Source organism: Rheinheimera sp. NSM (assembly GCF_052380015.1).
GTDB lineage: Bacteria > Pseudomonadota > Gammaproteobacteria > Enterobacterales > Alteromonadaceae > Alishewanella.
In genome coordinates, this window is the sequence record NZ_JBQTCI010000001.1 from 99,103 (window position 1) to 125,123 (window position 26,021).

General features: G+C 51.9%; 26 protein-coding genes. 15 read left to right on the top strand and 11 right to left on the bottom strand.

The window, feature by feature from the left end:
* Position 1: 1 nt before the first annotated feature.
* The 4 genes from ubiB to ACTZWV_RS00460 all read right to left on the bottom strand — a co-directional run bounded on the left by ubiB (position 2) and on the right by ACTZWV_RS00460 (position 4,106).
* Entirely contained in the window at positions 2 to 1,630 is a 1,629-nt protein-coding gene (gene ubiB / locus ACTZWV_RS00445; RefSeq protein WP_444784638.1) for a ubiquinone biosynthesis regulatory protein kinase UbiB, read from the bottom strand.
* Positions 1,630 to 2,238, bottom strand: coding sequence for a ubiquinone biosynthesis accessory factor UbiJ (locus ACTZWV_RS00450; protein WP_444784639.1), 609 nt, complete (start codon positions 2,236 to 2,238; stop codon positions 1,630 to 1,632). The genes ubiB and ACTZWV_RS00450 overlap by 1 nt, the downstream gene beginning before the upstream one ends.
* Complete coding sequence (gene ubiE, locus ACTZWV_RS00455; protein WP_444784640.1) at positions 2,238 to 2,993, bottom strand: bifunctional demethylmenaquinone methyltransferase/2-methoxy-6-polyprenyl-1,4-benzoquinol methylase UbiE; 756 nt, start codon at positions 2,991 to 2,993, stop codon at positions 2,238 to 2,240. Before ubiE ends, ACTZWV_RS00450 begins: the two co-directional genes overlap by 1 nt.
* 84 nt (positions 2,994 to 3,077) lie before the next feature.
* The gene (locus tag ACTZWV_RS00460; protein WP_444784641.1) at positions 3,078 to 4,106 is read right to left on the bottom strand and encodes a GGDEF domain-containing protein; all 1,029 of its coding nucleotides are present in this window, start codon (positions 4,104 to 4,106) and stop codon (positions 3,078 to 3,080) included.
* A gap of 300 nt (positions 4,107 to 4,406) precedes the next feature.
* Between ACTZWV_RS00460 and ACTZWV_RS00465 the strand changes: the two genes are divergently transcribed.
* Complete coding sequence (locus ACTZWV_RS00465) at positions 4,407 to 6,167, top strand: DUF885 domain-containing protein (protein WP_444784642.1); 1,761 nt, start codon at positions 4,407 to 4,409, stop codon at positions 6,165 to 6,167.
* Between the two features lie 54 nt (positions 6,168 to 6,221).
* Positions 6,222 to 6,716: a hypothetical protein gene (locus ACTZWV_RS00470; protein ID WP_444784643.1), complete on the top strand. Its 495-nt coding sequence runs from the start codon at positions 6,222 to 6,224 to the stop codon at positions 6,714 to 6,716.
* A 7-nt stretch (positions 6,717 to 6,723) separates the two neighbouring features.
* On the opposite strand, the gene ACTZWV_RS00475 is transcribed toward ACTZWV_RS00470, so the two are convergent.
* Both ACTZWV_RS00475 and ACTZWV_RS00480 read right to left on the bottom strand, forming a co-directional pair.
* On the bottom strand, positions 6,724 to 6,954 hold the full coding sequence (locus ACTZWV_RS00475) for a hypothetical protein (protein WP_173501979.1): 231 nt from the start codon (positions 6,952 to 6,954) through the stop codon (positions 6,724 to 6,726).
* Between the two features lie 53 nt (positions 6,955 to 7,007).
* Positions 7,008 to 7,466, bottom strand: coding sequence for an EVE domain-containing protein (locus ACTZWV_RS00480; RefSeq protein ID WP_444784644.1), 459 nt, complete (start codon positions 7,464 to 7,466; stop codon positions 7,008 to 7,010).
* 70 nt (positions 7,467 to 7,536) lie between these two features.
* Between ACTZWV_RS00480 and tesB the strand changes: the two genes are divergently transcribed.
* Complete coding sequence (gene tesB, locus ACTZWV_RS00485; RefSeq protein ID WP_444784645.1) at positions 7,537 to 8,403, top strand: acyl-CoA thioesterase II; 867 nt, start codon at positions 7,537 to 7,539, stop codon at positions 8,401 to 8,403.
* On the opposite strand, the gene plsB is transcribed toward tesB, so the two are convergent.
* Entirely contained in the window at positions 8,400 to 10,880 is a 2,481-nt protein-coding gene (gene plsB, locus ACTZWV_RS00490) for a glycerol-3-phosphate 1-O-acyltransferase PlsB (RefSeq protein ID WP_444784646.1), read from the bottom strand. The two genes, tesB and plsB, sit on opposite strands and share 4 nt — an antisense overlap.
* A 98-nt stretch (positions 10,881 to 10,978) precedes the next feature.
* Here plsB and lexA point away from each other — a divergent pair, with 98 nt between their 5' ends.
* From lexA to ACTZWV_RS00515, 5 genes are all read left to right on the top strand, one after another.
* A complete protein-coding gene (gene lexA, locus ACTZWV_RS00495) occupies positions 10,979 to 11,596 on the top strand; it encodes a transcriptional repressor LexA (RefSeq protein WP_305551812.1) in 618 nt (205 codons plus the stop codon).
* A gap of 306 nt (positions 11,597 to 11,902) precedes the next feature.
* A complete protein-coding gene (gene coxB / locus ACTZWV_RS00500) occupies positions 11,903 to 13,045 on the top strand; it encodes a cytochrome c oxidase subunit II (protein WP_444784647.1) in 1,143 nt (380 codons plus the stop codon).
* A 3-nt stretch (positions 13,046 to 13,048) separates the two neighbouring features.
* Complete coding sequence (ctaD, locus tag ACTZWV_RS00505) at positions 13,049 to 14,638, top strand: cytochrome c oxidase subunit I (protein WP_305551814.1); 1,590 nt, start codon at positions 13,049 to 13,051, stop codon at positions 14,636 to 14,638.
* A 9-nt stretch (positions 14,639 to 14,647) separates the two neighbouring features.
* Positions 14,648 to 15,208: a cytochrome c oxidase assembly protein gene (locus ACTZWV_RS00510; RefSeq protein WP_444784648.1), complete on the top strand. Its 561-nt coding sequence runs from the start codon at positions 14,648 to 14,650 to the stop codon at positions 15,206 to 15,208.
* Between the two features lies 1 nt (position 15,209).
* Positions 15,210 to 16,088: a cytochrome c oxidase subunit 3 gene (locus ACTZWV_RS00515; protein WP_444784649.1), complete on the top strand. Its 879-nt coding sequence runs from the start codon at positions 15,210 to 15,212 to the stop codon at positions 16,086 to 16,088.
* Positions 16,089 to 16,091: 3 nt separating this feature from the next.
* On the opposite strand, the gene ACTZWV_RS00520 is transcribed toward ACTZWV_RS00515, so the two are convergent.
* Positions 16,092 to 16,301 (bottom strand): DUF2909 domain-containing protein, encoded by a 210-nt coding sequence (locus ACTZWV_RS00520; RefSeq protein ID WP_444784650.1) that lies wholly within the window; start codon positions 16,299 to 16,301, stop codon positions 16,092 to 16,094.
* A 26-nt stretch (positions 16,302 to 16,327) separates the two neighbouring features.
* Between ACTZWV_RS00520 and ACTZWV_RS00525 the strand changes: the two genes are divergently transcribed.
* The 5 genes from ACTZWV_RS00525 to ACTZWV_RS00545 are packed head-to-tail and all read left to right on the top strand — an operon-like array spanning position 16,328 to position 20,125.
* Entirely contained in the window at positions 16,328 to 17,059 is a 732-nt protein-coding gene (locus tag ACTZWV_RS00525) for an SURF1 family protein (RefSeq protein WP_444784651.1), read from the top strand.
* Complete coding sequence (locus tag ACTZWV_RS00530) at positions 17,052 to 17,564, top strand: hypothetical protein (RefSeq protein ID WP_444784652.1); 513 nt, start codon at positions 17,052 to 17,054, stop codon at positions 17,562 to 17,564. The genes ACTZWV_RS00525 and ACTZWV_RS00530 overlap by 8 nt, the downstream gene beginning before the upstream one ends.
* Before the next feature lie 17 nt (positions 17,565 to 17,581).
* The gene (locus tag ACTZWV_RS00535; protein ID WP_444784653.1) at positions 17,582 to 18,586 is read left to right on the top strand and encodes a COX15/CtaA family protein; all 1,005 of its coding nucleotides are present in this window, start codon (positions 17,582 to 17,584) and stop codon (positions 18,584 to 18,586) included.
* Entirely contained in the window at positions 18,583 to 19,494 is a 912-nt protein-coding gene (gene cyoE, locus ACTZWV_RS00540; RefSeq protein WP_444784654.1) for a heme o synthase, read from the top strand. Before ACTZWV_RS00535 ends, cyoE begins: the two co-directional genes overlap by 4 nt.
* The gene (locus tag ACTZWV_RS00545) at positions 19,484 to 20,125 is read left to right on the top strand and encodes an SCO family protein (RefSeq protein ID WP_444784655.1); all 642 of its coding nucleotides are present in this window, start codon (positions 19,484 to 19,486) and stop codon (positions 20,123 to 20,125) included. The genes cyoE and ACTZWV_RS00545 overlap by 11 nt, the downstream gene beginning before the upstream one ends.
* Here the strand turns inward: ACTZWV_RS00545 and ACTZWV_RS00550 are convergent.
* Positions 20,112 to 21,134 carry a polysaccharide deacetylase family protein gene (locus tag ACTZWV_RS00550; protein ID WP_444784656.1) on the bottom strand — a complete coding sequence of 341 codons (1,023 nt, stop codon included), beginning with the start codon at positions 21,132 to 21,134 and terminating at the stop codon, positions 20,112 to 20,114. The two genes, ACTZWV_RS00545 and ACTZWV_RS00550, sit on opposite strands and share 14 nt — an antisense overlap.
* Positions 21,135 to 21,215: 81 nt before the next feature.
* Positions 21,216 to 21,794, bottom strand: coding sequence for a Fe-S biogenesis protein NfuA (gene nfuA, locus ACTZWV_RS00555; protein ID WP_305551824.1), 579 nt, complete (start codon positions 21,792 to 21,794; stop codon positions 21,216 to 21,218).
* Between the two features lie 124 nt (positions 21,795 to 21,918).
* Between nfuA and ACTZWV_RS00560 the strand changes: the two genes are divergently transcribed.
* Positions 21,919 to 24,456: a M14 family zinc carboxypeptidase gene (locus ACTZWV_RS00560; RefSeq protein WP_444784657.1), complete on the top strand. Its 2,538-nt coding sequence runs from the start codon at positions 21,919 to 21,921 to the stop codon at positions 24,454 to 24,456.
* Here the strand turns inward: ACTZWV_RS00560 and ACTZWV_RS00565 are convergent.
* Positions 24,453 to 25,166, bottom strand: a complete 714-nt coding sequence (locus ACTZWV_RS00565) for a ComF family protein (RefSeq protein ID WP_444784658.1) — start codon at positions 25,164 to 25,166, stop codon at positions 24,453 to 24,455. The two genes, ACTZWV_RS00560 and ACTZWV_RS00565, sit on opposite strands and share 4 nt — an antisense overlap.
* Before the next feature lie 46 nt (positions 25,167 to 25,212).
* Between ACTZWV_RS00565 and bioH the strand changes: the two genes are divergently transcribed.
* Positions 25,213 to 25,974: a pimeloyl-ACP methyl ester esterase BioH gene (bioH, locus tag ACTZWV_RS00570; RefSeq protein ID WP_444784659.1), complete on the top strand. Its 762-nt coding sequence runs from the start codon at positions 25,213 to 25,215 to the stop codon at positions 25,972 to 25,974.
* The last annotated feature ends 47 nt before the right edge of the window (positions 25,975 to 26,021 follow it).

Sequence of the window (26,021 nt, forward strand, 5' to 3'; positions counted from 1 at the left end):
GTTATTTTCCTGCAGCTTTAATGCCACAGGCCACACTGAACAACAGCAAGGCGGCAGCAATAAGTTGACTGCCATGAATGAACACTATACTAGCACTGATCAGGCCGGCGGCAGCAAAAGTTGCCGCAACTATTTGTGCTTTCGCCTGTTGCTGTTGCTGGGTTAATTGCTGCAACTGCAGTAATAACCGGCGTTGTTGTTTCGGCCCTTGTTCCAGATACTGATGCAGCAGATTAGGCATTTGCGGCAACTTTTCGGCCCAAAACGGTAAATTTTCTTTTACCTGGCGCCATACGGCCGGTAAACCTACCTGCTGTTTGACCCAGTTTTCCAGGAAGGGTTTCGCCGTTTTCCATAAATCCAACTGCGGATACAACTGCCGGCCCAGGCCTTCAATGTACAGCAGGGTTTTTTGCAGCAACACCAGTTGTGGCTGCACCTGCATATCAAACCGTCTGGCGGTGCTGAACAGGTTCAGCAATACATTGCCAAACGAAATCTCAGCCAGTGGTTTCTGGAAAATCGGCTCACAAACGGTGCGGATAGCACTTTCGAACTCTTCAACCTTGGTATGCGCCGGCACCCAGCCGGAGTCGACATGCAATTGCGCCACTTTTTTATAATCACGGTTAAAAAAGGCGACAAAATTCTCCGCCAGATAACGTTTATCTTCGGCGTTCAGCGTGCCGACAATACCACAGTCGATGCCGATGTACTTCGGGTTGGCCGGGGTTTCACGCGAGACGAAGATATTACCCGGGTGCATATCGGCATGAAAAAAACTGTCGCGAAATACCTGGGTAAAAAACACTTCGACGCCCCGTTTGGCCAGCAGCTCCATATCGGTGCCCTGAGCTTGCAGTGCGGCAATATCGGACACCGGAATGCCGTAAATACGCTCCATCACCATCACATTGCTGCGGCTGTAATCGCTGTAAACAAACGGAATATACAATGAGTCTGAGCCTTCAAAATTGCGTCGCAGCTGAATGGCGTTAGCGGCCTCGCGTTGTAAATCCAGCTCATCGAGAATGGTTTTGCGATATTCTTGCACCACTTCACGTGGTCGCAGCCGTTTGCCGTCCGGCAAAAAGCGCGCGGCTGCATCGGCCAGGGTTTCCATCAAGGCTAAATCAGCGAGGATTTGCCGTGCTATATCGGGCCGGATCACCTTAATCACCACATCCGCCAAACTGCCATCGGCCAGCGGTAATTGTGCTGTATGTACCTGGGCAATAGAGGCAGAGGCCAGCGCCGTTTGTTCAAAACCGACAAACAACTGATCAATGCTGTCCAATTCCAGTGCTTGTTCAATCAGCTGCTGTGCCAGCTTGCCATCAAACGGCGGTACTTTGTCCTGTAGTTTGGCTAATTCATCGGCCAAATGGGCAGGGAATAAGTCGCGTCTGGTAGATAGCATCTGGCCGAACTTCACCCAAACCGGGCCCAGGCTTTGTAAGGCCAGCCGCAGGCGCTCGCCTACGGTTTTATCCTTGTGGCGGTTACGCAGCCAGAACAGGCTGTGGCGCAATACTTTGCCATACCAGGGCTGCCACTGCGGCGGAATGAGTTCGTCCAGGCCATACTGCAGCAAGGTTTTCTGAATGTGATAAAAGCGGCTGATACGCACTATAACTCCTGAAGCTGTTGCCAGCGTTGCAGCAGCACATCGACTTGTGCTGCTAACTGACTGACTTGCGTACTAAACTGTGCCATTTCAACAGGGGTGGGGCTTAGCTTCAGCTCGTCCTGGGCCAGTTCGGTGCCCAGCTGCTGCAAGGCGCTACCTTTGCTGGTCAGGTACTGTTGCAACTGGCGCAGGCTGAGGGCAATTTTATGTGCGGCGGCATCGCCAACATAACCGGACAAGCTTTGTTGCCAATCCGGATCCAGCTGTTGGAAAAAATGGCTGTATTGCTGCGCTACCTGAATATCGCCGTCTATTTGCAATGCGTCGGCTTTGATCAACCGGGTTAGCTGGGCTGGCTCGCGCAGCAATCGCAGGCTGGCCAGATCGGTTTGAATGGCGCAGTCGACGCTGTCGTCATGCTGGTTGAACAAGATACTGTCGGCAGTGGCGCTTATTACCAATGTCAGCGGCCATTCGCGGATGCGAAAAGATAGCTGCTTGCCCTGCAACCGCGCCAAACCGGAGGCGGCCTGGGGGTCCATAGCGATCAGGCGCGCCAGCGTTTTTTCTGCCACGGCACATAGCAGCTGAGGCAGCAGCGGCAACATCAGAATTTATAACCTCTGTGCAGCGCTACTATGCCTCCGGTCAGGTTATGATAACTGACTTCGGCAAAACCGGCGTCCTGCATCATGGCTTTTAACGTCTCTTGATCCGGATGCATGCGGATAGACTCGGCCAGATACTGATAACTTTCTTTGTCGTTCGCCACCAGCTGGCCCATGGCCGGTAGCAGCTTAAAGGAATACAGATCGTACACTTTGCTCAGCCACTGTTGTTCCGGTTTGGAGAACTCCAGTACCAATAAGCGGCCGCCCGGTTTTAACACGCGAAACATCGAGCGCAGGGCGGCGTCTTTATCGGTGACATTACGCAGGCCAAAGCCAATGCTGATAATGTCAAAGCTGTTATCAGCAAACGGCAGCGCCTCGGCATTAGCCTGCACGTACTCAATATTGTTGACCAAGCCTGAGTCACGCAGTTTGTCGCGGCCCACGTTCAGCATAGAGGCGTTGATATCGGCCAGCACTACTTTACCGGTTGGCCCAACCCGTTTGGAAAACAATGCCGTGATATCGCCGGTGCCGCCGGCCAGATCAAGCACCTGATGGCCGGGCCGTACGCCGCTGCAGTCGATAGTAAAGCGTTTCCACAAGCGGTGAATGCCCAGCGACATCAGATCGTTCATCAGATCATATCTGGCGGCAACAGAGTGAAATACATCTGCCACCATCGACACTTTTTGCTTTGCGTCGATAGTTTTAAAACCAAAGTGGGTAGTATTGTTGTTCTGCTCTGTCATGCAACTAGCCTGTAGGCAAATAAATGCGGCTAGTGTAAAAGATAACGGCGCAGTCGCCAACTTATCTGTTGGCTTTTACTGCGTTTAGCTTGTCAGCATGGCTTCACTGGTTACCTGATTGCGCCCCAGTTGCTTGGCCAGCTGCAATACCTCGGCGGTACGGCCAAGAAACTGATACCAGTTTTCGCTGTGCTGATACAGTGATACGCCAAGCGAAATGGTCACTTTAGGTAAGGTTTTTTTGCTGCGGGACGACACAAAGCGCAGTTTTTCTACGCCGCGGCGCACTTGTTCGGCAATTTCGCCGGCGCTGCGCAGGTCAACGTCGGGCAGCAGGATTAAAAACTCTTCGCCACCGGAGCGTACCGGTAAACCACTGCTTTGTACGTAACTGCTGATTTTTCGCGCCACTTTGGACAGAATCACGTCGCCGATAGCATGGCCATATTCGTGGTTAAAGTTGCTGAAATGGTCTAAATCAACCGCAATAGCGGCAATGCGCCGTTGTGGTTGCTCACTAAACCAGATATCCAGTTGGTTTTGCATGGCCTGCCGGTTATATAAACCGGTAAGCGGGTCGAGTAAGCGTTGTTGTTTTAACTGTTCCAGCTCATGTCGTAGTTGATGGCTTTGCTGGTGAGTTTGCTGTAACTGTTGTAAAAGCTGCTGTTGGCTCAGGCGAAACCCGGTAGTGAGCTGCTGTAATTGCTCCAGGGCCGGCAAAGCGGGCTCGCCATGTATGGTGCAGTGTTTTAGCTGTGCTGTGCTGTGATCTAATTGCTGCAGGTAATCTTCTAATTGCTCAGCGGCGACATCGCTGTAACCAGCCATGCGGCTGACCATGCTCGCGGCATCGTGCAGTAGCTGCTCTTGTTGCATATTGGCCGGCGTTAGAAAGCGGCTGTATAAATCCGCCATCACAAAATCGTCCAGCGGTACTTTTGCCTGCAGTTTTTGCTCAATGGTTTGACACAACGCCACGTTGTGGCCGCTGACATATTCATAGCAAACGGCATAGTTGACCGGGTGAGCAGCCAGTGCAAGACGTTGTAAAAACGCTTTTACCTTCAGCGCTTTTTCGCCGGCTTGTTGCAGTGAATCCTGATACTTCATAAGACCACTTATAACTCCGCTTACCGGGCAGCAAGGCTGCTGTCGGCATGATGTTAAGCTGTATAGACAACGCCATACTACGCGAATATTTATTACTGGCAACAGCTCTGTATCGGTAGCCGGCTAAAGCGGCGAAAATGCCGGCAGAACGTTTGCTTTATCAGCACCACGGCTGATATGGGGGCGAAAGCGCACTGGAAAAAAAACAAGATCAACGACCAGGTTGGCCGGTTAAGTCTGCTGTACTCTGTTTGCAAAGCGGTTACAATCGACTGAGGTTTAACCGTGGAAAGAACCAAAATGAAAAGCACACGCACAACACAAACATTGCTGATTAACCTGGCTTTTGCGCTGCTGTTATCCGGCTGCGCGTTGAGCCGGCACAACGCCGACCAGAACTTTACCGAACTGGCGCAACAGCTGTGGCAAGCAGAACAACAGCTGGCTGAAGCAGGGCCCGGAGAGTTGCAGGATATGTCTGCCGCGGCATTGGAGAGGCGCCAACAACAGCGGCTGGGTTGGCAGACTAAGTTACAGCAACTGGATGTAAACGCACTGTCGGAGCAAAACCGCATTAACTACGCTATTTTGCAATATCGCTTGGCTGATGCTATTGATGAGTACCGCTTTGGTGCGCATTTGATGCCGTTAACGGCAGAGTCCGGCTTTCATACTAACCTGGGCTTTTTGCTGCAGCGCAGTGTGCTTCGCAGCGCAGAAGATTATCGCCACTATATACAAAAGCTGGCGGCGATTCCGCGCTATATGCAACAGCAAACGGATTGGATGCGGCAGGGCCTGGCCAGCGGTATAACCCAACCCAAGGCGGTGCTTAAAGGCTTTGAACAAAGCATTATTTCTTACGTGGTAGCCGACCCGACACAAAGCGTGTTTTACCGGCCGTTTTTACGCCAGCCGGCCTTTATCAGCGATGCAGATTGGCAGCAACTGAGTACGCAGGCGGCAACGCAAATTCGCACCGCGGTAAACCCGGCGTATCAGGCATTTTATGACTTTATGCTACAACAGTATCTACCCGGCGCCCGTGACAGCATCGCTGCCAGTGAGCTACCCAACGGTGCAGCCTGGTACCAAAACCGGCTGGAACATTACACCACCTTAGCGCTGACGCCGCAGCAGGTGCATGATATCGGCCTGAACGAAGTAAAGCGTATCCGCGCAGAAATGCAGCAGGTGATCGACGAGCTGGGTTTTACCGGCAGTTTTGCTGACTTTGTGCAGTTTTTACGTACCGATGCGCAGTTTTATGCCAAAACGCCGGACGAGCTGATGCGCTATGCGGCTTACTTATCGAAAAAGGCAGATGCAGAGCTGCCTAAACTGTTTAAAACCTTGCCGCGCACGCCCTATGGCGTGGTGCCGGTGCCGGCAGAAATTGCGCCGAAATATACCACCGGCCGCTATTCCGGCGCTTCACGTGATGATCAGGCCGGGTTTTATTGGGTAAACACCTACGCGCTGGACCGGCGCCCGCTGTATGAAATGGAAGCATTAACCCTGCATGAGGCAGTGCCTGGCCACCATTTACAAATTTCGTTATCACGCGAGCACAGTGAGCTGCCGGATTACCGGCGCAGCTTCTATACCTCGGCATTTGGCGAGGGCTGGGGCCTGTATGCGGAATATTTAGGTCTGGAAATGGGATTTTATCAACAGCCGTACAGTAATTTTGGTCGCTTAACTTATGAGATGTGGCGCGCCGCACGTTTGGTGGTCGACACCGGCATGCACAGTATGGGCTGGAGCCGGCAGCAGGCGATAGATTTTCTTGCGGCTAATACCGCGTTGTCGATGCACAATGTGACCACTGAAATTGACCGTTATATCAGTTGGCCGGCCCAGGCGTTGTCTTACAAGCTGGGCGAGATCACCATTAAGCGTTTAAGAGCCGAAGCTGAGCAGGCGCTGGGTGAGCGTTTTAATATTCGTGAATTCCACGATGTGGTGCTGGGCAACGGCAGTTTGCCGTTAGCGGTACTGGAGCAACAAGTACGGGCTTATATTGCGCAACAGCAGACGTTAGATAAGGCAACAAAATAGGACATGGCGCTACGGTTGTTGTGTTCCGGATAACAAGAAAGGAATATACACAGCATGATCTGGATGTTGTTGATCGGCTTAATCGTAGTAGCCATGTTGTACATCCTGTGGCAGATGGAACAAATTGGCAAAACCAACAAAGCGCTGCAAATGAAGTTGCGCTTGCGGGAGCAGGAGTTATTAAAGCTACAGCAGGCAGCATTCCAGTTGGCGGAGCAGCAAAAGTCTATGTTGGAGATGCAGTTGCCGCAGTCAGAGGCCTCGTCTGTACTGAATAAGGCCGAGCTGGAAGCTGTGCGCCTGCTGTGTCAAAACTTACCGCTGGTGGTAAAAGAGTGTTGCGGCCGACCGGTGACACCGCAACAGGTGCTGAACAGCCAATTACGGCGACAAAAAGGCATAGAGCCGGCGCAGATTGAGTTGATGATGAAAAAGCACAGCCGGTTAACGCCGTTGTGGCAAAACAACAGCTTGATGTCTTATCTGCAGCTTTGTAGCGTAGCAGTGACTTTGGCCGGCGAACCGCCGGCCAAAGTCAGTAGTCTGTAGGTATTTGTCAGTGCCTTAGCACGACGGCAGGCTCTATATCGATTTGACCTTCCATATCTATGGCGGCCATTTTGGCGCCGGCCGCCAACACAGCAATGCTGCCATTGGAAATGTGACGAACAAATAACAAATCGTAGCCGAACCGTTGCAGTTCAGCGACGGAAAATTTTTGTGCCAGATTAAGATCGTCCCAGAAAAAGTGTATATCCTTATCCATCTGGCGCCTTTCGTTTGTCATAACAGGCTCCAACCATCAGGGATAACAGGTTTCAGGCGCAATCGGTTTGCCGGTTAACTCAGCGCCAATACTACTTGCCACTGGGTTTCGGTTACCGGCATAACAGAAAGTCTGCTGCCTTTTTGTACTAAAGGCAGCTCATTGAGCTTAGTCGAGCTTTTAAGTTTGTCCAGTGGCAACAGCGCCGGCAGTTTTTCGACAAATACCAGGTCTACGGCTACCCAACGCGGTGTATCCGCCGTAGATTTAGCGTCGAAATAAGCACTGTTGCTGTCAAATTGGCTGGGATCCGGGTATGCCTCGCGTACCACTTTAGCGATACCGGCGATGCCAATATGTTTGCAGCTGGAGTGATAAATAAACACCAAGTCATGTTCTTTTACGTTATCACGCAGCATATTGCGCGCCTGATAATTGCGCACCCCTTCCCACACCACCGGCGTATGCGGCGCGCGGGCAAAGTCATCGATACTGCACTCAGACGGTTCTGTTTTAAATAACCAATACGCCATCTTTGCTGATCTCCGTAGTTTGCGGCAGAATACCATTATAATTCAGCCAAACGAAACAGAGGGCGCGGCAATGCAGGTACTACAGAATTTACTGGCGTTATTAAAACTGGAAACCATAGAGCAGGGGTTATACCGCGGTCAGAGCCAGGATTTAGGCTTTAAAGCGGTATTTGGTGGCCAGGTTATGGGCCAGGCGTTGTCGGCGGCCAAAGAAACCATTGCCGAAGACCGTAAGGTGCACTCGTTTCACTCGTACTTTTTACGCCCCGGCGATGCCGCCAAACCTATAGTGTATGAAGTAGAGAATATCCGTGACGGGAAAAGCTTCAGCACCCGCCGCGTTAGCGCCATTCAGTTTGGTAAACCGATTTTTTATTTAACGGCGTCGTTTCAGGCTGAAGAAACCGGTTTTGAGCATCAGGACGTGATGCCACAAGTACCGGGCCCTGAGCAGTTGGTGTCAGATCTGGAGTTTTATCAGCAACATGCTGAGCTGATCCCCGAGAGCCTGCGCAGTAAATTTATTTGTGAAAAGCCGATTGAAATGCGCCCGGTGGATTTTCAAAATCCGTTTAAACCCCAGGTCAGTGCAGCGAAACGTTATGTCTGGTTTAAAGCTAACGGCGCTATGCCGGACGACCTGCGGGTACACAAGTATTTGCTGGCCTATGCCTCCGATTTTAACTTCCTGCCTACGGCGTTGCAGCCGCATGGCAAGTCGTTTATGGCGCCGAATATGCAGGTAGCAACCATTGACCATGCCATGTGGTTTCACCAGGACTTCCGCTTTGACGACTGGCTGCTGTATGCGGTAGACAGCCCCAGCGCCTCCGGTGGCCGTGGCCTGGTGCGGGGCCAGTTTTACACCAGGGACGGCAAGCTGGTGGCGTCTACCATTCAGGAAGGCGTGATTCGCGCTTACCCCACCAGCCGCTAAGAGGCGGCTGCAGGTAAAATGCTGTGAATGCTTTGCACCACTTCATTGCGCAGCAGTTGACTGACCGTGTCATTCAACTGCTGTAACTGTGCAGTGGCACTGACACGGCTTTGCTGATCGGTGTGGGTGTAGCCGTTGTCTTTCAGCGCATTTACCAGGGTCGCAAACAATTGTTTGTCGTAATATTCCGGCGCCGTAATACCATGCAGATGTAACAGGCGCTGTGCCAGCTCATGGCTGTGTTTTTCTAACTCGCCGCGGCTTTGCGGGCCCTGGCTGGTAATAAGTTGCAGCACCATGGCGTAACGCTGCAGTGTGTGCTCGGCATTGTGTGCCAGCAGGCTCAGCATAAAGTAGCCTTTACTGTGTTGTACCGGTGCGCGGTAACTGTCGCCGTGCTGTTCAGCCAGGCCGCTGGTAGTAAGCTGCTGTAATATCGCCGCGCAGTAAGTTTCCACTGAGCTAAGTTGCAGAAACAGTTCGTGTTGCAGTAGCGGATACAGCTGCTGCACTATGGCGGTCAATTGCGCCAGGCTAAGGTTACGTTGATGCAAGATCGCACTGGCGACAATAGCCGGCAGCATAAACACATGCAGAACATTATTGCGGTAGTAGCTGAGTAAAATGGCGTTGTCATCACTCAAGCTAATCAAACTGCCGAAACTGTCGTTATGTTGCTGTACTTTTTGCAGGCTCAACGCATGGTCTATCAGCTGCTCAGCGTTGTCTTCCGGCAGCGTTACCTGGTGGTGGTATGGCACTGTGCGCTGTAAGTCGAGATAAAAGCTGATTTGCTCTGTCAGCTCGGCGCGGGTTAACGTATGTTTGTCTGTTGCCAGTAAGCACAGCGCAATCAGGTTGATGCTGTTTAATGCTGCCGCCTGGTTAATTCGCTGCATCATCTGTTCAGCCAGCTGCGCCACCACCGGGTTAAGCCATTGCGGTTTTTGCACTTCCAGCGGATGAATGTCCTGCTTCCAGTCCGGCACTTGCTGGCTTAAATAATTATTCAGCGTAACCGGCTCGCCGAAATTGACATAGCCATAGCCATAATCCCGCAGGTTACGGATCGCTTTTAACACGCCCCACACTGATTCTTTTTGTTTGCCCGAGCCCTTTAATTCGCGCAGGTAAGTGTTCACTTCCATTACATGTTCGTAGCCAAGGTATACCGGCACTAAGGTTACCGGACGTTCTATCCCGCGCAACATAGATTGCAGCGTCATCGCCAGCATACCGGTTTTCGGCTGCAACAAACGGCCGGTGCGGCTGCGGCCGCCCTCGCTGTAGTATTTTATCGAATAGCCTTTACTGAACAGTTGGCACAGGTACTCGCGAAACACCGCAGAATACAGCTTATTACCACTGAAACTGCGGCGGATAAAAAAGGCGCCGCCACGGCGGAAAATAGGCCCTGCCGGCCAGAAGTTCAGATTTATCCCGGCAGCGATATGCGGTGGTGCCAAGCCTTGCTGGTAAATAACATAGCTTAACAACAGATAATCCATATGGCTGCGATGACAAGGCACATAAACGATTTCATGGCCCTTTTGCGCTAAATCGCGCAGCATATCGGCATTGTTAACCTTGATGCCGGTATAGAGTTTATGCCACAACCAGCGCAGCACGCGGTCGCCGACCCGCAGGGTAGAGGCACGGTAATCGGCCGCTATCTCCAGCAGTAATTTACGCGCTTCCAGCCGTGCCGCTTTTACAGAAATGCGCTTACTTTTAGCTTCATCGTCAATGGCTTTTTTCAACGCCGGTGCCGCCAGCAAGGAGTTAAATAACTGCGCACGATTGACCAGCTTAGGCCCGGTAGCCGCCAGACGCTGGCGGTAAAAATGAAAGCGTGACATGCGTAGCAGCTTGCGGGCAGTGGCCGCTTCGGCGCCAAACTGGGCCGCCATTTGCTGCAGCGATACTGCCCGGCTAAAACGCACTAAGCTGTGACGGCCGGAAATCAGTACAATTAGCAGTTTTGCCAGCCAGTTTGGTGCATGTGCTTCACCCAGCAACCACTTAATACTATTCTCTTTACCCGGTGCGCGGCCCCACAGCAGCGCTACCGGCACCAACTGGGCATTTAATGCAGGGTCTTGCAGGTGCGCCTGCAACAACGCCTGGCCTTGTGCCAGCGCTGTAGTCTTGCCACGCTTAAATAATAAGGTGTGCGGCTTTTCCAAAAATAGCGTGCGCGGGTGTTCGGTGCCGTTCAGGTTAACGTCGGCAGCCGGATCCGGTAAGTCCAACGCTGCACAGACACGGCGTATTGCGGCTAAATCGGCGGCAGACTCTGTACTGCAGACATAAAACAACGGGCGGCTTTTATCCAGCGCCAGCTCTTCAACCGGTTGTTCCGGCACTACTTTATACTTCAGTAACGGCCACAACGGCCATTTTAATAAAGCTGCAAACAATTTAACCGGCCGCAACATCGCCTCTACCCCCACTGAAAAAGGTGCTAAGCATAACACGGCAAAACCTCATGGAAAATTGCCTGATTACACAGAAACTTGCAATTGTAATACGCCTGTATATACTCACAGTATTCACTGTACAGGTAAACAGCACTATGAGACCACTAACGCCACGACAGGCAGAAATTTTACAACTGATTAAAGATTATCAGCTGGACACCGGCATGCCACCGACCCGTGCTGAAATTGCGCAGCAACTGGGGTTTAAATCGGCCAATGCGGCGGAAGAGCATTTAAAAGCGCTGGCAAAAAAAGGCGTCATTGAAATGATGCCCGGCACCTCACGCGGTATTCGCCTGATGGACAACGATGTGCCCGAGCAACTGGGTTTACCGCTGATAGGCAAAGTGGCTGCCGGCCAACCGATACTGGCGGCAGAGCATGTGCAGGATCATTATCAGGTAGATGCCAATCTGTTTAAGCCGCATGCCGACTTTCTGCTGCGGGTGCAGGGCATGAGTATGCAGGACATCGGCATTTTGGACGGTGACTTACTGGCAGTGCATAAAACCAGCCAGGCGCAACCGGGCCAAGTGGTGGTGGCGCGGGTAGACGAAGATGTTACGGTGAAACGCTTCCAGCGCGATGGTAATACAGTGTTATTACAACCGGAAAATAAAGATTTTGATGTGATCAAAGTTGACTTGCGGGCACAACATTTTGCCATTGAAGGCTTGGCTGTGGGCGTGATTCGTAACGGAAGTTGGTTATAATTTGTACTAACCTCAATAGGTTAATTGTTAATGAGCGCTGGTATGACCACTGAGGTTTGCCGGCGCTTTTGCTATTTAGGGGTTTACACTGACCACAATTTGGATGATTCTTAGGCTGAAACTGATTAAAAAATAACAACAGGGTCAGTTTTGGTTTCAGCGCTAGCCCCGAAACCACAGGTAATAATAACAATAATAAACTGATGAAACTTCAGACATAGGTTCGGTGTGGGTGTGTAAGAACCGTGTAGTACTGTGTACTTGGTTTCTGCAGTTTGCTTCGCAAAATGACAGAGGAGAAGTCCAGTGACGAAAACGCGTAGTCTTCGTTGGTCGCTGCCAACCCTGCTTTTAGCTGCAACAGCTAATGCAACGGATATGCCCCTGAATATGACCAAAGGGGTAACGGAGATCAGTCAGCAGGTATACGACCTGCATATGACGATATTCTGGATCTGTTGTGCTATTGGTGCAGTGGTGTTCGGGATCATGTTTTGGTCCATCGTTCGCCATCGAAAAGCGCGTGGGGTGCAGCCAGCCCAATTCCATGAAAGTACCAAAGTAGAAATACTCTGGACTGCTATACCGGTAATCATTCTGATTATTATGGCCATTCCGGCTACCAAAACCCTGATTGCGATGGAAGACACCACAGAGGCCGACGTCACTGTATTGGTTACCGGTTCGCAATGGAAGTGGCATTACAAATACCTTGAGCATGATGTGGAGTTTTACTCGCTGCTGGCGACACCGAAAGAGCAGATCATTAACAAGTTTGCCAAAGGTGAAAACTATCTGCTTGAAGTAGACCGGCCTTTGGTGATCCCCACCGGCAAAAAAGTACGCTTTCTGATGACCTCTGACGATGTTATCCATTCCTGGTGGGTGCCGGCTTTTGCGGTGAAAAAAGACGCTAACCCGGGCTTTATTAACGAAGCCTGGACCCGTGTTGACGAGCCGGGTACTTATCGTGGTCAGTGCGCAGAGCTGTGCGGTAAAGATCATGGCTATATGCCGATAGTGGTTATTGCGAAAACGCCTGCCGATTTTGACAGCTGGGTAAACGGTGAGGCTGAGCGTATTGCCAAAGCTAAAGCAGAAGAGCAGGAGCTGTTGGCAATGAATATGAGCCTGGAAGAGCTGATGAGCGTCGGTGAGCGCACTTACACCGCCTACTGTGCCGCTTGCCATCAACCTAATGGCGAAGGCTTACCGGGCATTTTTCCGGCACTTAAAGGCAGTAGCATGGCGCTGAATGATATGCCTGGCCATATCAATATAGTGCTAAACGGTAAAGCCGGAACCTCGATGCAAGCCTATGCTAAACAGCTGAGTTTAAAAGAAATTGCTGCGGTAATTACCTATGAGCGTAATGCCTGGGGCAATAGTACCGGTGAACTGGTGCAGGCGGCAGATGTGCATGCTGTGCTGCAAGGTAAAGGGGAATAACGGATGAGCGCAGTAGTTACCGATCATGAACATGATCACGAGCATCATGACCACAAGCCCAGCGGCATAAAGCGCTGGTTCTATACCACTAACCATAAAGATATCGGCACCATGTACCTGGTGTTCGCGCTGGTGATGTTTTTTATCGGCGGTGCCATGGCGATGGTGATCCGTGCTGAACTGTTTCAGCCGGGCATGCAGTTTGTTGAGCCGAACTTTTTTAACCAGATGACCACAGTGCATGGCCTTATCATGGTGTTCGGTGCGGTAATGCCGGCCTTTACCGGGCTGGCAAACTGGATGATCCCGATGATGATTGGTGCGCCGGATATGGCGTTGCCGCGAATGAACAACTGGAGCTTCTGGATCCTGCCGTTCGCTTTCCTGATTCTGCTGATTTCACTGTTTATGCCAGGTGGCGGGCCAAGTTTTGGCTGGACCTTTTATGCACCGCTATCCACCACCTACAGTGGCGACAGCACGGCATTGTTTGTGTTTTCAGTGCATATCATGGGTATTTCGTCGATTATGGGCGCGATCAACGTTATCGTTACCATCTTTAACCTGCGCGCGCCGGGTATGACATGGATGAAAATGCCGTTGTTTGTCTGGACCTGGCTTATCACGGCATTTTTGCTGATTATGGTGATGCCGGTGTTAGCCGGTGCGGTGACCATGGTACTGACTGACAAATACTTCGGCACCAGCTTCTTTGATGCTGCCGGCGGCGGTGACCCGGTGCTGTTTCAGCATATTTTCTGGTTCTTTGGCCACCCTGAAGTGTACATCATGATTTTACCGGCCTTTGGTATTGTTTCCAGCATAGTGCCCACCTTTGCCCGTAAGCCGTTGTTTGGTTATGCCTCTATGGTGTATGCCACCTCCAGTATTGCCTTGCTGTCGTTTCTGGTCTGGGCGCACCATATGTTTACCACCGGTATGCCGGTAGCAGGTGCCTTGTTCTTTATGTACTGCACCATGCTGATAGCCGTGCCGACCGGGGTAAAAGTGTTTAACTGGGTGGCCACCATGTGGCGCGGTGCGATGACCTTTGAAGTGCCGATGATGTTTGCGCTGGCCTTTATTGTGTTGTTTACCATTGGTGGTTTCTCCGGCTTGATGCTGGCCATTACCCCTGCCGATTTCCAGTATCACGACACCTATTTTGTCGTAGCGCATTTCCATTATGTGCTGGTGACCGGGGCGGTGTTCTCCATTATTGCTGCAGCTTATTACTGGCTGCCGAAGTGGACGGGGCATATGTACGACGAGAAGCTGGGCCAATGGCATTTCTGGTGCTCGTTAATTTCTGTCAACCTGCTGTTTTTCCCGATGCACTTTGTCGGTCTGGCCGGTATGCCACGGCGGATCCCGGATTATGCACTGCAGTTTGCTGACTTTAATGCCTTTATCAGTATTGGCGGCTTCCTGTTTGGTGCCTCGCAGTTGATATTTGTTTGGCTGCTGGTGAAATGCGCCCGTGGCGGTGAAAAAGCTACAGCGCAGGTGTGGGAGGGGGCTGAAGGTCTGGAATGGGAAGTGCCTTCACCGGCGCCTTACCATACCTTTGAAACCCCCCCCGTGATTAAGTAGGAGCAGGCAATGGCACTGAAACATCAACCGTTAACCGTTAAATTAGCCGTCATTGCACTGGCGATGTTTGGCTTTGGTTTTGCTTTGGTGCCCTTGTATGACGTGTTTTGTGACCTGACCGGTTTAAATGGTAAAACCGCAGTAACTGCCGCTTCGGCAGAGGCTGCACAAATTGATATCAGCCGTGAAATTGTGATTGAGTTTATTGCCAGGCCGAACAAGCAAATGCCATGGCTGTTTGAGCCTGAGGTGCGCCGTATGACAGTGCATCCGGGCGAAATTCATATCATGAATTATCTGGCACAGAACCCGACCAGCCGTATGATAGTGGGTCAGGCCGTGCCGTCGGTATCACCTGGCCAGGCTGCATTATACTTTCACAAAATAGAGTGTTTTTGCTTCACCCAGCAGCAGTTAGCCGGTGGCAAAGATATGCTGATGCCGTTACAGTTTTATGTGGATCCGGCGCTGCCGAGCCAGTTTAGTACCATTACGCTGTCGTACACCTTATATGACGTGACCAGCGCATGGACCGGCGACAGTGCAGAGCCATCCCAACCCGGGGAATAACATGAATAAAACCTATGAAAAATATTATGTTCCCGCCCAAAGCCCATGGCCTATTGTGGGTGCGGTGGCGTTATTTTTAATTGCCTTTGGCGCAGGCAACTATGTCAACGAAGTAACCAAGCAACAACCCGGTTTTGGCGGCTATATGCTGGCAGCCGGTTTTGTGGTGCTGATTTTTATGCTGTTTGGTTGGTTTAAAAACGTTATTGATGAATCGATGAGCGGCTTATACAGCGCCCAGATGGACCGCTCTTTCCGCCAGGGCATGAGTTGGTTTATTCTGTCGGAAGTGATGTTTTTTATGGCGTTCTTCGGCGCGCTGTTTTATGGCCGGGTGATTGCGCTGAACTGGCTCAGTGGCGGCAGCAACAACGCCATGACCTTTGAGATTCTCTGGCCCGGCTTTGAAGCCATGTGGCCTTTGCTGAAAACGCCGGGCGGTATTGAAACCCAAGCCATGCCGGCTACCGGTTTGCCGCTGATTAACACGGCGATTCTGGTTATTTCCTCTATTACCCTGCACTTTGCTCACACCGGGCTGGAACAGCAAAAACGCGGCCAGCTAAAGCTGATGTTACTGATCACCTTATTGCTGGGCGCAATTTTCCTCAGCTTGCAGGTGTATGAGTATATTCATGCTTACCGCGACCTGGGCTTAACCCTGGCGTCCGGCTTTTATGGCAATACTTTCTTCCTGCTTACCGGTTTCCACGGTATGCACGTGACATTGGGTGCCATTATTTTGCTGTTTGTGTTCTTCCGCGTGTTAAAGGGGCACTTTACCCCGGAAAAACACTTCGCCTTTCAGGCTGCAGCCTGGTACTGGCACTTTGTTGATGTAGTGTGGCTGTGTTTGTACGTGTTTGTTTATGTGATTTAACGCTCAGTACGGCCTGGGGTTCGGTTCAATGAGCCCCAGCGCCTGAGCGATAAAGATCAGTATTAATACGATGGCAGAAAACAGCACCCGTCGGCCAAGGTAGCGTGACATTTTTACCTCCGGCTGCGGTTGTCTTACCATCACCAGCCCGGCACGGAACAAGTTAATAACAATAAACAGTAGTAGTGCGATGACAATAAGTTTAACTAACATCTGCAACAAGCTCCGGAGTTTGATTGATGCGCATTAAGCTGGCAAAGCAGATTTTTGCGTTCAATACGCTGTGGGTGATCCTCACTTTGACTGCTTTTGCCATATTAATCAACTTGTCCTGGTGGCAGTTAAACCGGGCTGCGGATAAAACCGCACAGTTAGCCCGTGTTGCTCAATTGCAGGCTGCTGGTGCGCTGCAGCCGTCGCAATTAACCTTATTAACTGCAACTGATATTGATGCGGCCCCGCTGCAGGGCCGCGGTCGCTGGGTGGCGCCGTATATCTGGTTACTGGACAATCAGATTGTTCGCGGCAGGGTAGGTTATGACGTAATAGTGCCGGTACAGGCTGCAGGGTTGGCACAGCCACTGCTGGTGAACTTAGGCTGGCTGGCCGCGCCTGAGAGGCGGGATATGTTACCGCAGGTTGAAATTGCCGCAGAGTTTAACCTGGATGGGTTACTGCGAACCGAAGTAGACGGTTTATTGCTGCTGGGACAAAACGCCGAAGACAGCGGCCAATGGCCAATGCGTATTCAGCAGGTTAATTATGCACAATTATCGGAACAGAGTTCATTGCAGCTTTATCCGGCGCTACTTTATCAGCAACACGACAGCGCTTTTATCGCGCACTATCAGCCGGTGGTACTGTCGCCGGAGAAACACCGTGGTTATGCGCTGCAATGGTTTTTACTGGGTATTGCGGTACTGGGTGTCGCGCTGGCAGCCAGTCATCAGGGAAAAGCAAATTATGAATAAGAAGAAGTTTCTGTGGTTATTTGTGCTGTGCTGCGCTTTGCCGTTGTTGGCAGCCAAGTTGGTATTAGAGTTCGGCTGGTTTAATCGCGGTGTATCAAGTAACGGCGAGTGGCAACAAAACGAAGTGTTTTTGCTGGCCGCTACCGCTGAAAAAGCGCATTGGCGTATCGGCGTAATGCCGGCTGCTGATTGTGCTGCACAATGTCTCAGTGCTTTGCATACCGTACAGCAACTCTATGTTGGCCTGGGCCGTAAACAAGTGCAGGTGCAGCCGGTCTTTATCAGTACACAGCCGGCGGCAACAGAATTTACCGCTTTTACGCAACAGCTGGCAATCGCTGCCGCACCGCAAAGCTTGCAAGACAGAATATTACTGATTGATCAGCAAGGGCTGGTGTTACTCAGCTATCCGATGCCGGTGGTTGAAGCCGATATGGCAAGCACTGCCAGAGCCATCCGCCAGGATTTACTTAAACTGCTTAACTATGATCGGACCAGCGTATGAAAACACCGGACCAGCGCATGAAAACGCAACAATGGCTGTCGACTATCGCTATTTTCCTCACTATGGGCGTGATCTTACTCGGCGCTTATACCAGGTTAACCGATGCCGGTCTGGGCTGCCCGGATTGGCCCGGTTGTTACGGCTTCTTAAAAGTCCCGCAGCAGGAGCACCATGTTGCGGCTGCGCTCGAAGCCTTTCCTGAACGGCCGTTGGAGCCGCATAAAGCCTGGAACGAAATGATACATCGCTATTTTGCCGGCAGTTTGGGTTTGTTAATTGCCGCTATATTTTTTATCGCGCTGTTTAGCCGGCAAAGCGCTAAAGCAGTGCCGGCAGTACTGCTGGCGCTGGTGGTATTTCAGGCTGCACTTGGCATGTGGACCGTTACATTGAACCTGTTGCCACTGGTGGTCATGGGGCATTTGCTGGGCGGTTTTACCTTACTAAGTTTGTTAGCATTGCACTGGCTCAGGTTACACCCGCAATATTATGTGCAACAGCCAGAGTTAGCACCGTTAAAGCCGTTTGCCATGCTGGCTATTATTGTGCTGCTGGGCCAAATAGCGCTCGGTGGTTGGACAGCTGCCAATTATGCTGCGCTGGCCTGTATTGATCTGCCCATTTGTGAAGCAGGCTGGCAGCAGCGGCTGAATATCAGCGAAGCCTTTGATTTACATCTGGGCCATGATGATTACGAGTACGGCGTAATGTCGGCCGAGGCGCGGCAAACCGTGCATGTATTTCATCGCATCGGTGCCGTGGTAACCCTGCTGGTGCTGGCCGGCTTTTTGCTACAGCTGTGGCGCCGTGCCGGCAGTAAAATATTAAAACGCCTGACACTCGGTGCGGCGGCGTTATTGCTGCTACAGTTTAGTTTGGGTGTGCTTAATGTCGTGCTGCATTTACCGTTGGCCAATGCGGTGGCACATAATTTTGTTGCAGCAAACTTGTTAATGTTGCTGGTGGTAATTTATCTGCAGTTACGCCACAGCAGCATACCGACAAGCAAGGAGAGCCTATGACCGCCATACTCAGATCACAAACCGGTATCAGCCGCGCACGGGATTACCTTGAGCTAACCAAACCTAAGGTGGTGGCATTGCTGGTGCTGACAGCCTGGGTTGGCATGATGCTGGCAGTACCCGGCTTGCCGGATTTACTCACCTTAGTGGCTGCAACCTTTGGTATCGGCTTGTTATCGGCAGCTGCAGCGGCGATGAACCATGTGGTGGATCAGCGTATTGACGCCCAAATGGCCCGTACCTACAGCCGGCCGGTGGCAAAGGGCCGAATCAGCACGGCGCAGGCTACTACCTTCGCTTTTAGCCTGGCGTTATGCGGCTTTGTGCTGCTGTATCTGGCGGTAAATGCATTAACGGCCTGGTTAACCCTGGCCAGTTTATTTGGTTATGCCGTGGTGTATACCATGTTTTTAAAGCGCGCCACGCCGCAGAATATTGTGATTGGTGGCCTGGCCGGTGCTATGCCGCCGCTGTTGGGTTGGACAGCCATTACCGGCGAGATCCATGGCCATGCGCTGTTGCTGGTGATGATTATTTTTGCCTGGACGCCGCCGCATTTCTGGGCGCTGGCGATTCACCGCCGCGACGACTATGCCAAAGTGAATATGCCGATGCTGCCGGTAACCCATGGCATAGAGTTCACCAAAAGCGTGATCTGTCTGTACACGGTGTTATTGTTTATTGTCTGTTTAATGCCGTATCTGGTGGGCATGAGCGGGGCTATTTATCTGGTTGGCAGTGCGCTGTTAAATCTGCGCTTTATGCAATATGCCTGGAAACTGAAGTTTAACGCCGATAGCGGCACCGCCATGGCTACTTTTAAGTTTTCCATTGTGCATTTAATGCTATTGTTCCTGTTATTGCTGGTTGATCATTATTTTAAGGTGTCGCCGATTTATGTTCCGTAACCTGAATATTATTCTGCTTGCCGCCGCCGCGCTGATTGCCGGTGTGCTGTTGTTCCGGGTCACGCAATACAATGCCGAGCCCAAGCTGGCGCTGGTTTATCCGCAGGCCAGGGTGCTGGCCGATTTTAACCTGACTGATCAGTTCGGCGAGGCAGTAAATCGCGAGCGCCTGTACGGCCAATGGACGCTGGCATTTGTCGGTTATACCTATTGCCCGGATATTTGCCCGCTGACGTTGGCAAAGCTGGCCGGGGTGCAGCCGGAGCTGGCTGCGATGGTAGAGCAACCGTTAAAAGTCTGGTTTATTTCGGTAGATCCGAAACGCGACAACACAGAGCAGCTGCATAATTACGTCAGCTACTTTGAGCAAGCCGATGTCGTCGGCATGACAGCCGGGCATGAACAGCTGTTTCCCTTTGTGCGCCAGTTGGGGTTGATGTACGCTTTAAGCAGCACCACAGCAGAGGATTATCTGGTCGATCACAGTGCGTCTGTGGTGCTGATAAATCCGCAGGGCCAACTGGTGGCGATGTTTAAGCCGCCGATGCAACCGGGTGAGCTGCCGGTGATTGATACCGAGCAGCTATTGGCGGATTTTCCATTGGTGTTGAAAAAGCTTAAGGTTGGTTAAGCCACGGCTGTGAATACCAATAATAATAACCTTTCTTGCTAACCGAAGGTGCCGTGCAGTTATAACGGCTGCGGCCTTTAGGCAGGGGCTTTGTAGCTGTCACGCTAAAAGTGCTGTCGTTCTGCCACTGCGGCTGAATGACCTCACTGCCGGCAAAACACTGCAACTGCGCCGGACGGAAATCGGCTACTTGCACTGACAGGGTTAAGCTTGGCGGATTAGTTGCGCTAATCACCGGGTCAACCTTATGGTCATCGGTAATATTAAACGCCAATGTACGTAGTTTCTGCGCCAGATCTTTTAAATCGGCATATTGGCCTGCGGCCGGAAAGCGTGGAATCCGTGTTAATACGGTATGGTTGCCAATGGCACCGGATTGCTGACCAATACCTATAAAGCCTAATTCACTGACCAACTGTTCCAGCTCGCGGCTGTATTCACCATAAGGGTACGCCAACCACTGATGGCGCTGGCCGGTGTGGCGCTCTATCGCATCCTCAGCCTGCAAAATACTCTGTTTCATGCGCTCGCGCCATTGCTTATGGCTTTCACCGGCGTCCGGTTTGGCCATATGCTCATGCCACATCGCATGGTTGGCTACCAGCACGCCGTCGTCCGACATTTGCTTTACCTGGGCCCAGCTTAACAACGGGCCATCACGCTTATCTATGCTGCCCGGGCTGATAAAAATGGTATAGGGGTAACCGAATTCCTGCAGGATAGGGTGGGCGGTGGTGAAATTATTTTCGTAGCTGTCATCAAAGGTGATCACCAGTGCATTATCGGCAATTGCTTCGCCCTGCTGTAACTGGCGTATTAATACATCCAGGCCAATGACCTGAAAATTATGGTCTTTAAAGTACTGTAAATGGCCACGCAGCTCGTCGGCGCTGACGCTGCTGACCCGTGGTGTGTCGCTGGCAACATGATGATAAATCAGCATTACAGCAGCCTGAGCCGGCAGTAACAGGCTGAGCATAATAATACTGCATAAGGTGGTGATTTTCATAAGCACTGACCCGCAAGCTAATAAAACAACGCGGTTTTATAACACAAGCGGGCACTAAACGCAGCTTTAGTCAGGTATAGCTTAATAGTAAGAGTGTTCGCCGCGTTGATGTTCAGTAATATCGCGCACGCCGTTTAATTCGCCACTGAAGCGGTTAAGCAACTCTTTTTCGATACCTTCTTTTAAGGTTAAATCAACCTGCGAGCAGCCGTTACAACCGCCGCCGAACTGCAGTACTGCCACACCGTCCGGTGTCAGCTCCATTACCGACACGCGTCCGCCATGGTTAGCCAACTGCGGATTAATTTCGCTGTCGATAACATACTGTACGCGCTCTATTAAAGAGGCGTCGTCGTTTACCTTACGTACTTTGGCGTTGGGTGCTTTTAATGTCAGCTGAGACCCCATTTGATCGGTGACAAAATCAATATCAGCATCCACCAGGAACGGCTGACTTTCCTGATCAACCACAGCATCAAAGCCGGAAAAATTCAGCGTTAAATCGGTGTCTTCCACTGCGTCCGGTGGGCAGTAAGATACGCCGCATTCTGCTTGTGCCGTGCCTGGGTTAACCACAAACACCCGAATGTGTGTGCCGGCCGGTTGCTTCGACAACAGCTTGGCAAAATGCTGTTGTGCCTGTTCGGAAATCGTAATCATAAGAGTACCTGACTAAATTACTAGGTTAATAGCTATAATACTCCTCCTGTTTCGTTGATGCCAGTCCCGCTTGAGTTTTGCGCTTGATCTGGCTAACTTAGCGGCAGCTTAGAGGAATTAAACTATGAAATATTGTCTTTCGGTGGCGCTGTTGCTGCTGAGTTGTTTCGCCACTGCAGACATTACATATGTGCCGCAGGTTAAAGATTCAACCCTGCCGGCACCGCAACAGGTGTTGGGTTTTACGGTAGGGCAATGGCATGCACGGCATGATCAGATCCAGCGTTATTTTGAGCAGGTAGCGCAAAGCTCAAACCGGGCGCAGTTAGAAGTGATCGGCTACAGCCATGAGCAGCGGCCGTTGTTACAGTTAGTGATTTCTTCAGAGCGGAATTTACAGCGGCTGGAGCATATACGCAGCCAGCATGTGGCTGCAGCCCGCTCCGGTAAGGAACGCCAGGCAGATGCGCCGGTAATTATCTGGTTGGGTTACAGCGTGCACGGCAATGAGCCCAGTGGCGCCAATGCGGCTTTGTTGCTGGCACATTACCTGGCCGCAGCCGACAATGACGAAGTGCAGCAATGGTTGGATAATGCGGTTATTTTACTGCAACCGGTGTTGAATCCGGACGGCCATGATCGTTTTGCCTTATGGGCAAATATGCATAAAGGTGCCGCGCCGGTGGCCGATCCGCAACATCGCGAGCACAACGAACCCTGGCCTAATGGCCGGCCGAATCACTACTGGTTTGATCTAAATCGCGACTGGTTATTGCTGCAACATCCGGAAAGCCGCGCCCGCATCGCGCAGTATCAGCAGTGGTTGCCCAATGTGGTGGGTGATTACCACGAAATGGGCACCAACAGCAGCTATTTTTTTCAGCCCGGCATTCCCAGCCGCAACTACCCACTGACACCGCAGCGCAACTTCGAGCTGACTGCGAAGCTGGCTGGCTATCATGCCGCAGCCTTTGACCAGGCACAGCAGTTGTATTACACCGAAGAGAGCTTTGACGACTTTTATGTTGGTAAAGGCTCGACCTATCCGGATATACAGGGCAGTGTCGGTATTCTGTTTGAGCAAGCCAGCAGCCGCGGCCATTTGCAGGACAGTATTAACGGCCCGCTGAGCTTTGCCGCCACCATTCAAAATCAGCTGACAGCCTCGCTGTCGACTATCCGCGGCGCCGTGGCTGAGCGGGAGGCGCTGCTCAGTTATCAGCAGGAATTTTACAGCAGTGCCCGGCAACAGGCGCGTGGCGACAAGATCAAAGGTTATATGCTGACAGAAACGGCAGACAGCAGCCGCTTAGCGGCGTTGCTGGACGTGTTGCAGCGCCACCATGTTGAAGTGTTGCAACTGACCCGCGACTGGCAGGACGACGACAAAAAATTTGTCGCCGGCAGCAGCTACTATGTACCGCTGCAACAGCCGCAATACCGGCTGATAAAAGCGATGTTCAGCACAGAAAAAACCTTCCCGGATAACACCTTTTACGATGTGTCGGCATGGACTCTGCCTTACGCATACAATATTGCCTTTACTGCGCTTGGCCGTGAGCCGGGCAAAAGCCAGCTGACCGCGCAGTGGTTGCCAGCTACGGCAAACCAGCTGCTGCCGGAAGGCGCCTATGCCTATGCCTTCGACTGGCGCGATCAACGAGCACCGTTATTGTTGCAGGCTCTGCTGGCAGAGCAGTTACAGGTGCGCGCTGCGCTGGATGATTTCACTGCGCAAACCCATGCCGGCAATGTCAGCCTTACTGCCGGCGCTATGTTGATCCCGGCGGCACTGCAACAGCAAAGCGATTGGTTTGCCAGGCTGCAACGGGTGCAACAACAGTTTAACCTGCCGCTTTATGCCATCAGCAGTGGCTTAACAGTGCAAGGCAGTGATCTGGGCAGCCATAAATTTACCCCGGTGACATTGCCGCGGGTGCTATTGCTGGCGGGGCCCGGTATTAATTCAACCGAAGCCGGCGAAGTTTGGTATAACCTTGAGCGCCTGGCCGGTATTTCGCCGTCGATGGCAGAACCGCAGCGCTTGCGTCGGTTAGATCTGAGCCATTACAGCCATATTCTGTTGCCGGACGGCAACTATGCCGACTGGCAGGACACAGAAATTAACCAACTAAAAGCCTGGCTGGAACAGGGCGGCGTGTTGTGGGGACATAAGCGCGGCGCAGCCTTGCTGGCAAAAGCCGGGTTGTTAAAAGCGACGCTGTGGCAGCCGGAGGAGATGAGCAGCCTGATCAGCGCAGATAATCTGCGCTATGCCGATAAAGAGCTGCTGGCCGGCAAGCAACGTATTGCCGGAGCGATTTATCAGGCCGAGCTGGATCTAAGCCACCCGCTGACCTTTGGTATTACCAACGCCAAACTACCGGTGTTTAAAAACAGTACCCTGTTATTACAACCGGCGAGTGCTGCCTTTGTTAATGTGGCCCTGTATAGCCGTGCTCCGCAGCTGGCGGGCTATACTGCTGCCGAATATATACCGCGAATCAGCCAAAGCGCGCTATTGCTGGCGCATAATGTTGGTCGCGGCCGGGTTATCGGCATGACCGACAACCCGGTATTTCGTGGCTATTTTTACGGCTCCAGCCGCTTGCTGGTTAATGCGCTGTACCTGGGGAGCAGTTTCAGCACTAAAGCCGATTAATCAAACAAGGTGACGGCGACTGTCCATAAACTGATATGGCGGGCGCCGTGACGGCGCAACAAACGGCATATTTCGTTAGCCGTAGCGCCGGTGGTGACAACATCATCTACCAGTGCGATACGCTCCGGTAGCATAGTGGTTTTTGGCAGGCTAAAGGCAGTTTTGAGATTACGCTGGCGCTGCTTGCGGGTTAAGCCAACCTGCGCTGTGTGGTATTGCCGGCGTTGCAACAGCGGTAATATCGGCAACTGTAGCTGCCGCGCCGCTACCCCGGCTAATAGTTCCGCCTGATTAAAGCCCCGCTGCCGCAGCTTACGGCTGTGCATAGGCACATACACAATAGCTTGCGGCAGTGTGTGTTTATACTGCTGATACTGTTGCAATACGGCGGCAAATTGTTGCTGCAGTAAGTCTCCGGCGCTATAGTCGCGGGCAAATTTCCAGCGTTGCAACCAATGCTGATAAGGCTGGCGGTAATAGCAGACGCTGAGCAGCTCATCAAACCCCGGCTTGGTTAAGCCGCGTGCTACTTGCGGCAACCACAAAAGATTGTAATGGCATAATGCCAGTGGCAATTGCGGCAGCGTTTGCTGGCAAGCAGTGCACAGCTGGCGGTCGAACCGTTGCACCGGTAAGCTGCACCACAGGCAGGGCGTAGGCAACAGCAAGTGCCACAGTTGTTGCAGCTGACGCATTAAAGCACTAAGCAAATCAAATTCCGTTTTAATTTACATTTTTGTAACTATGGCAGAGAAAATGAATTCCGACAAACCAACACTGGTGTTGCTGCATGGCTGGGGGGTAAACCAGGGCGTATGGCAAAGTATTGCAGAGCAAATAGCGGATAAGGTTCAGCTGCTGACGCCGGATCTACCGGGCTTTGGCCGGCAGCAAAACTACCCGCAGCCTTATCAGCTGGATGTGGTGGTCGAAGCGCTGGCCGCGCAAATACCGCGGCAAAGTTATGTCTGCGGTTGGTCACTGGGCGGGCTGTTGGCTATAGCGATAGCCGGGCGTTACCCTGACAAAGTGCAGCAGCTTGGTCTGGTTGCCGCGTCGCCCTGTTTTATTGCCCGGCCAGGCTGGCCTGGTATGGCAGAGCAGGTAATGCAGCAGTTTGCCCGGGCGTTAAGCGAAAACCTGCCACAAACGATAGAGCGTTTTTTAGCTATCCAGGCAATGGGTAGCAGCAGTGCCCGTAATGATACCAAAGTGTTGAAACAAGCGATCATGGCCTACCCGATGGCGCAACCGGCGGCAGTGGCCGGTGCTTTGCAGTTGCTGAGTCAATCCGACTTACGCGCAGACTTCGCGGCTTTAACGCAGCCGGTTAGAGGTATTTTTGGCCGGCTGGATTCTTTGGTGCCGGTGGCGGTGTCGGCGCAGCTGCAACAGCTGCAGCCGACCGCAGATTTTACTGTACTGGCACATGCTTCACATGCGCCTTTTATTTCGCATCCGGCAGAATTTATGCAATGGTTATTGCAGTGGTTAGGCCTGTCGGTTAAGCAAAGCTAAGGCTGTTAAAACCTTTTAGCCTAAGGCGGTGCTTCCTTTTAGCGGCG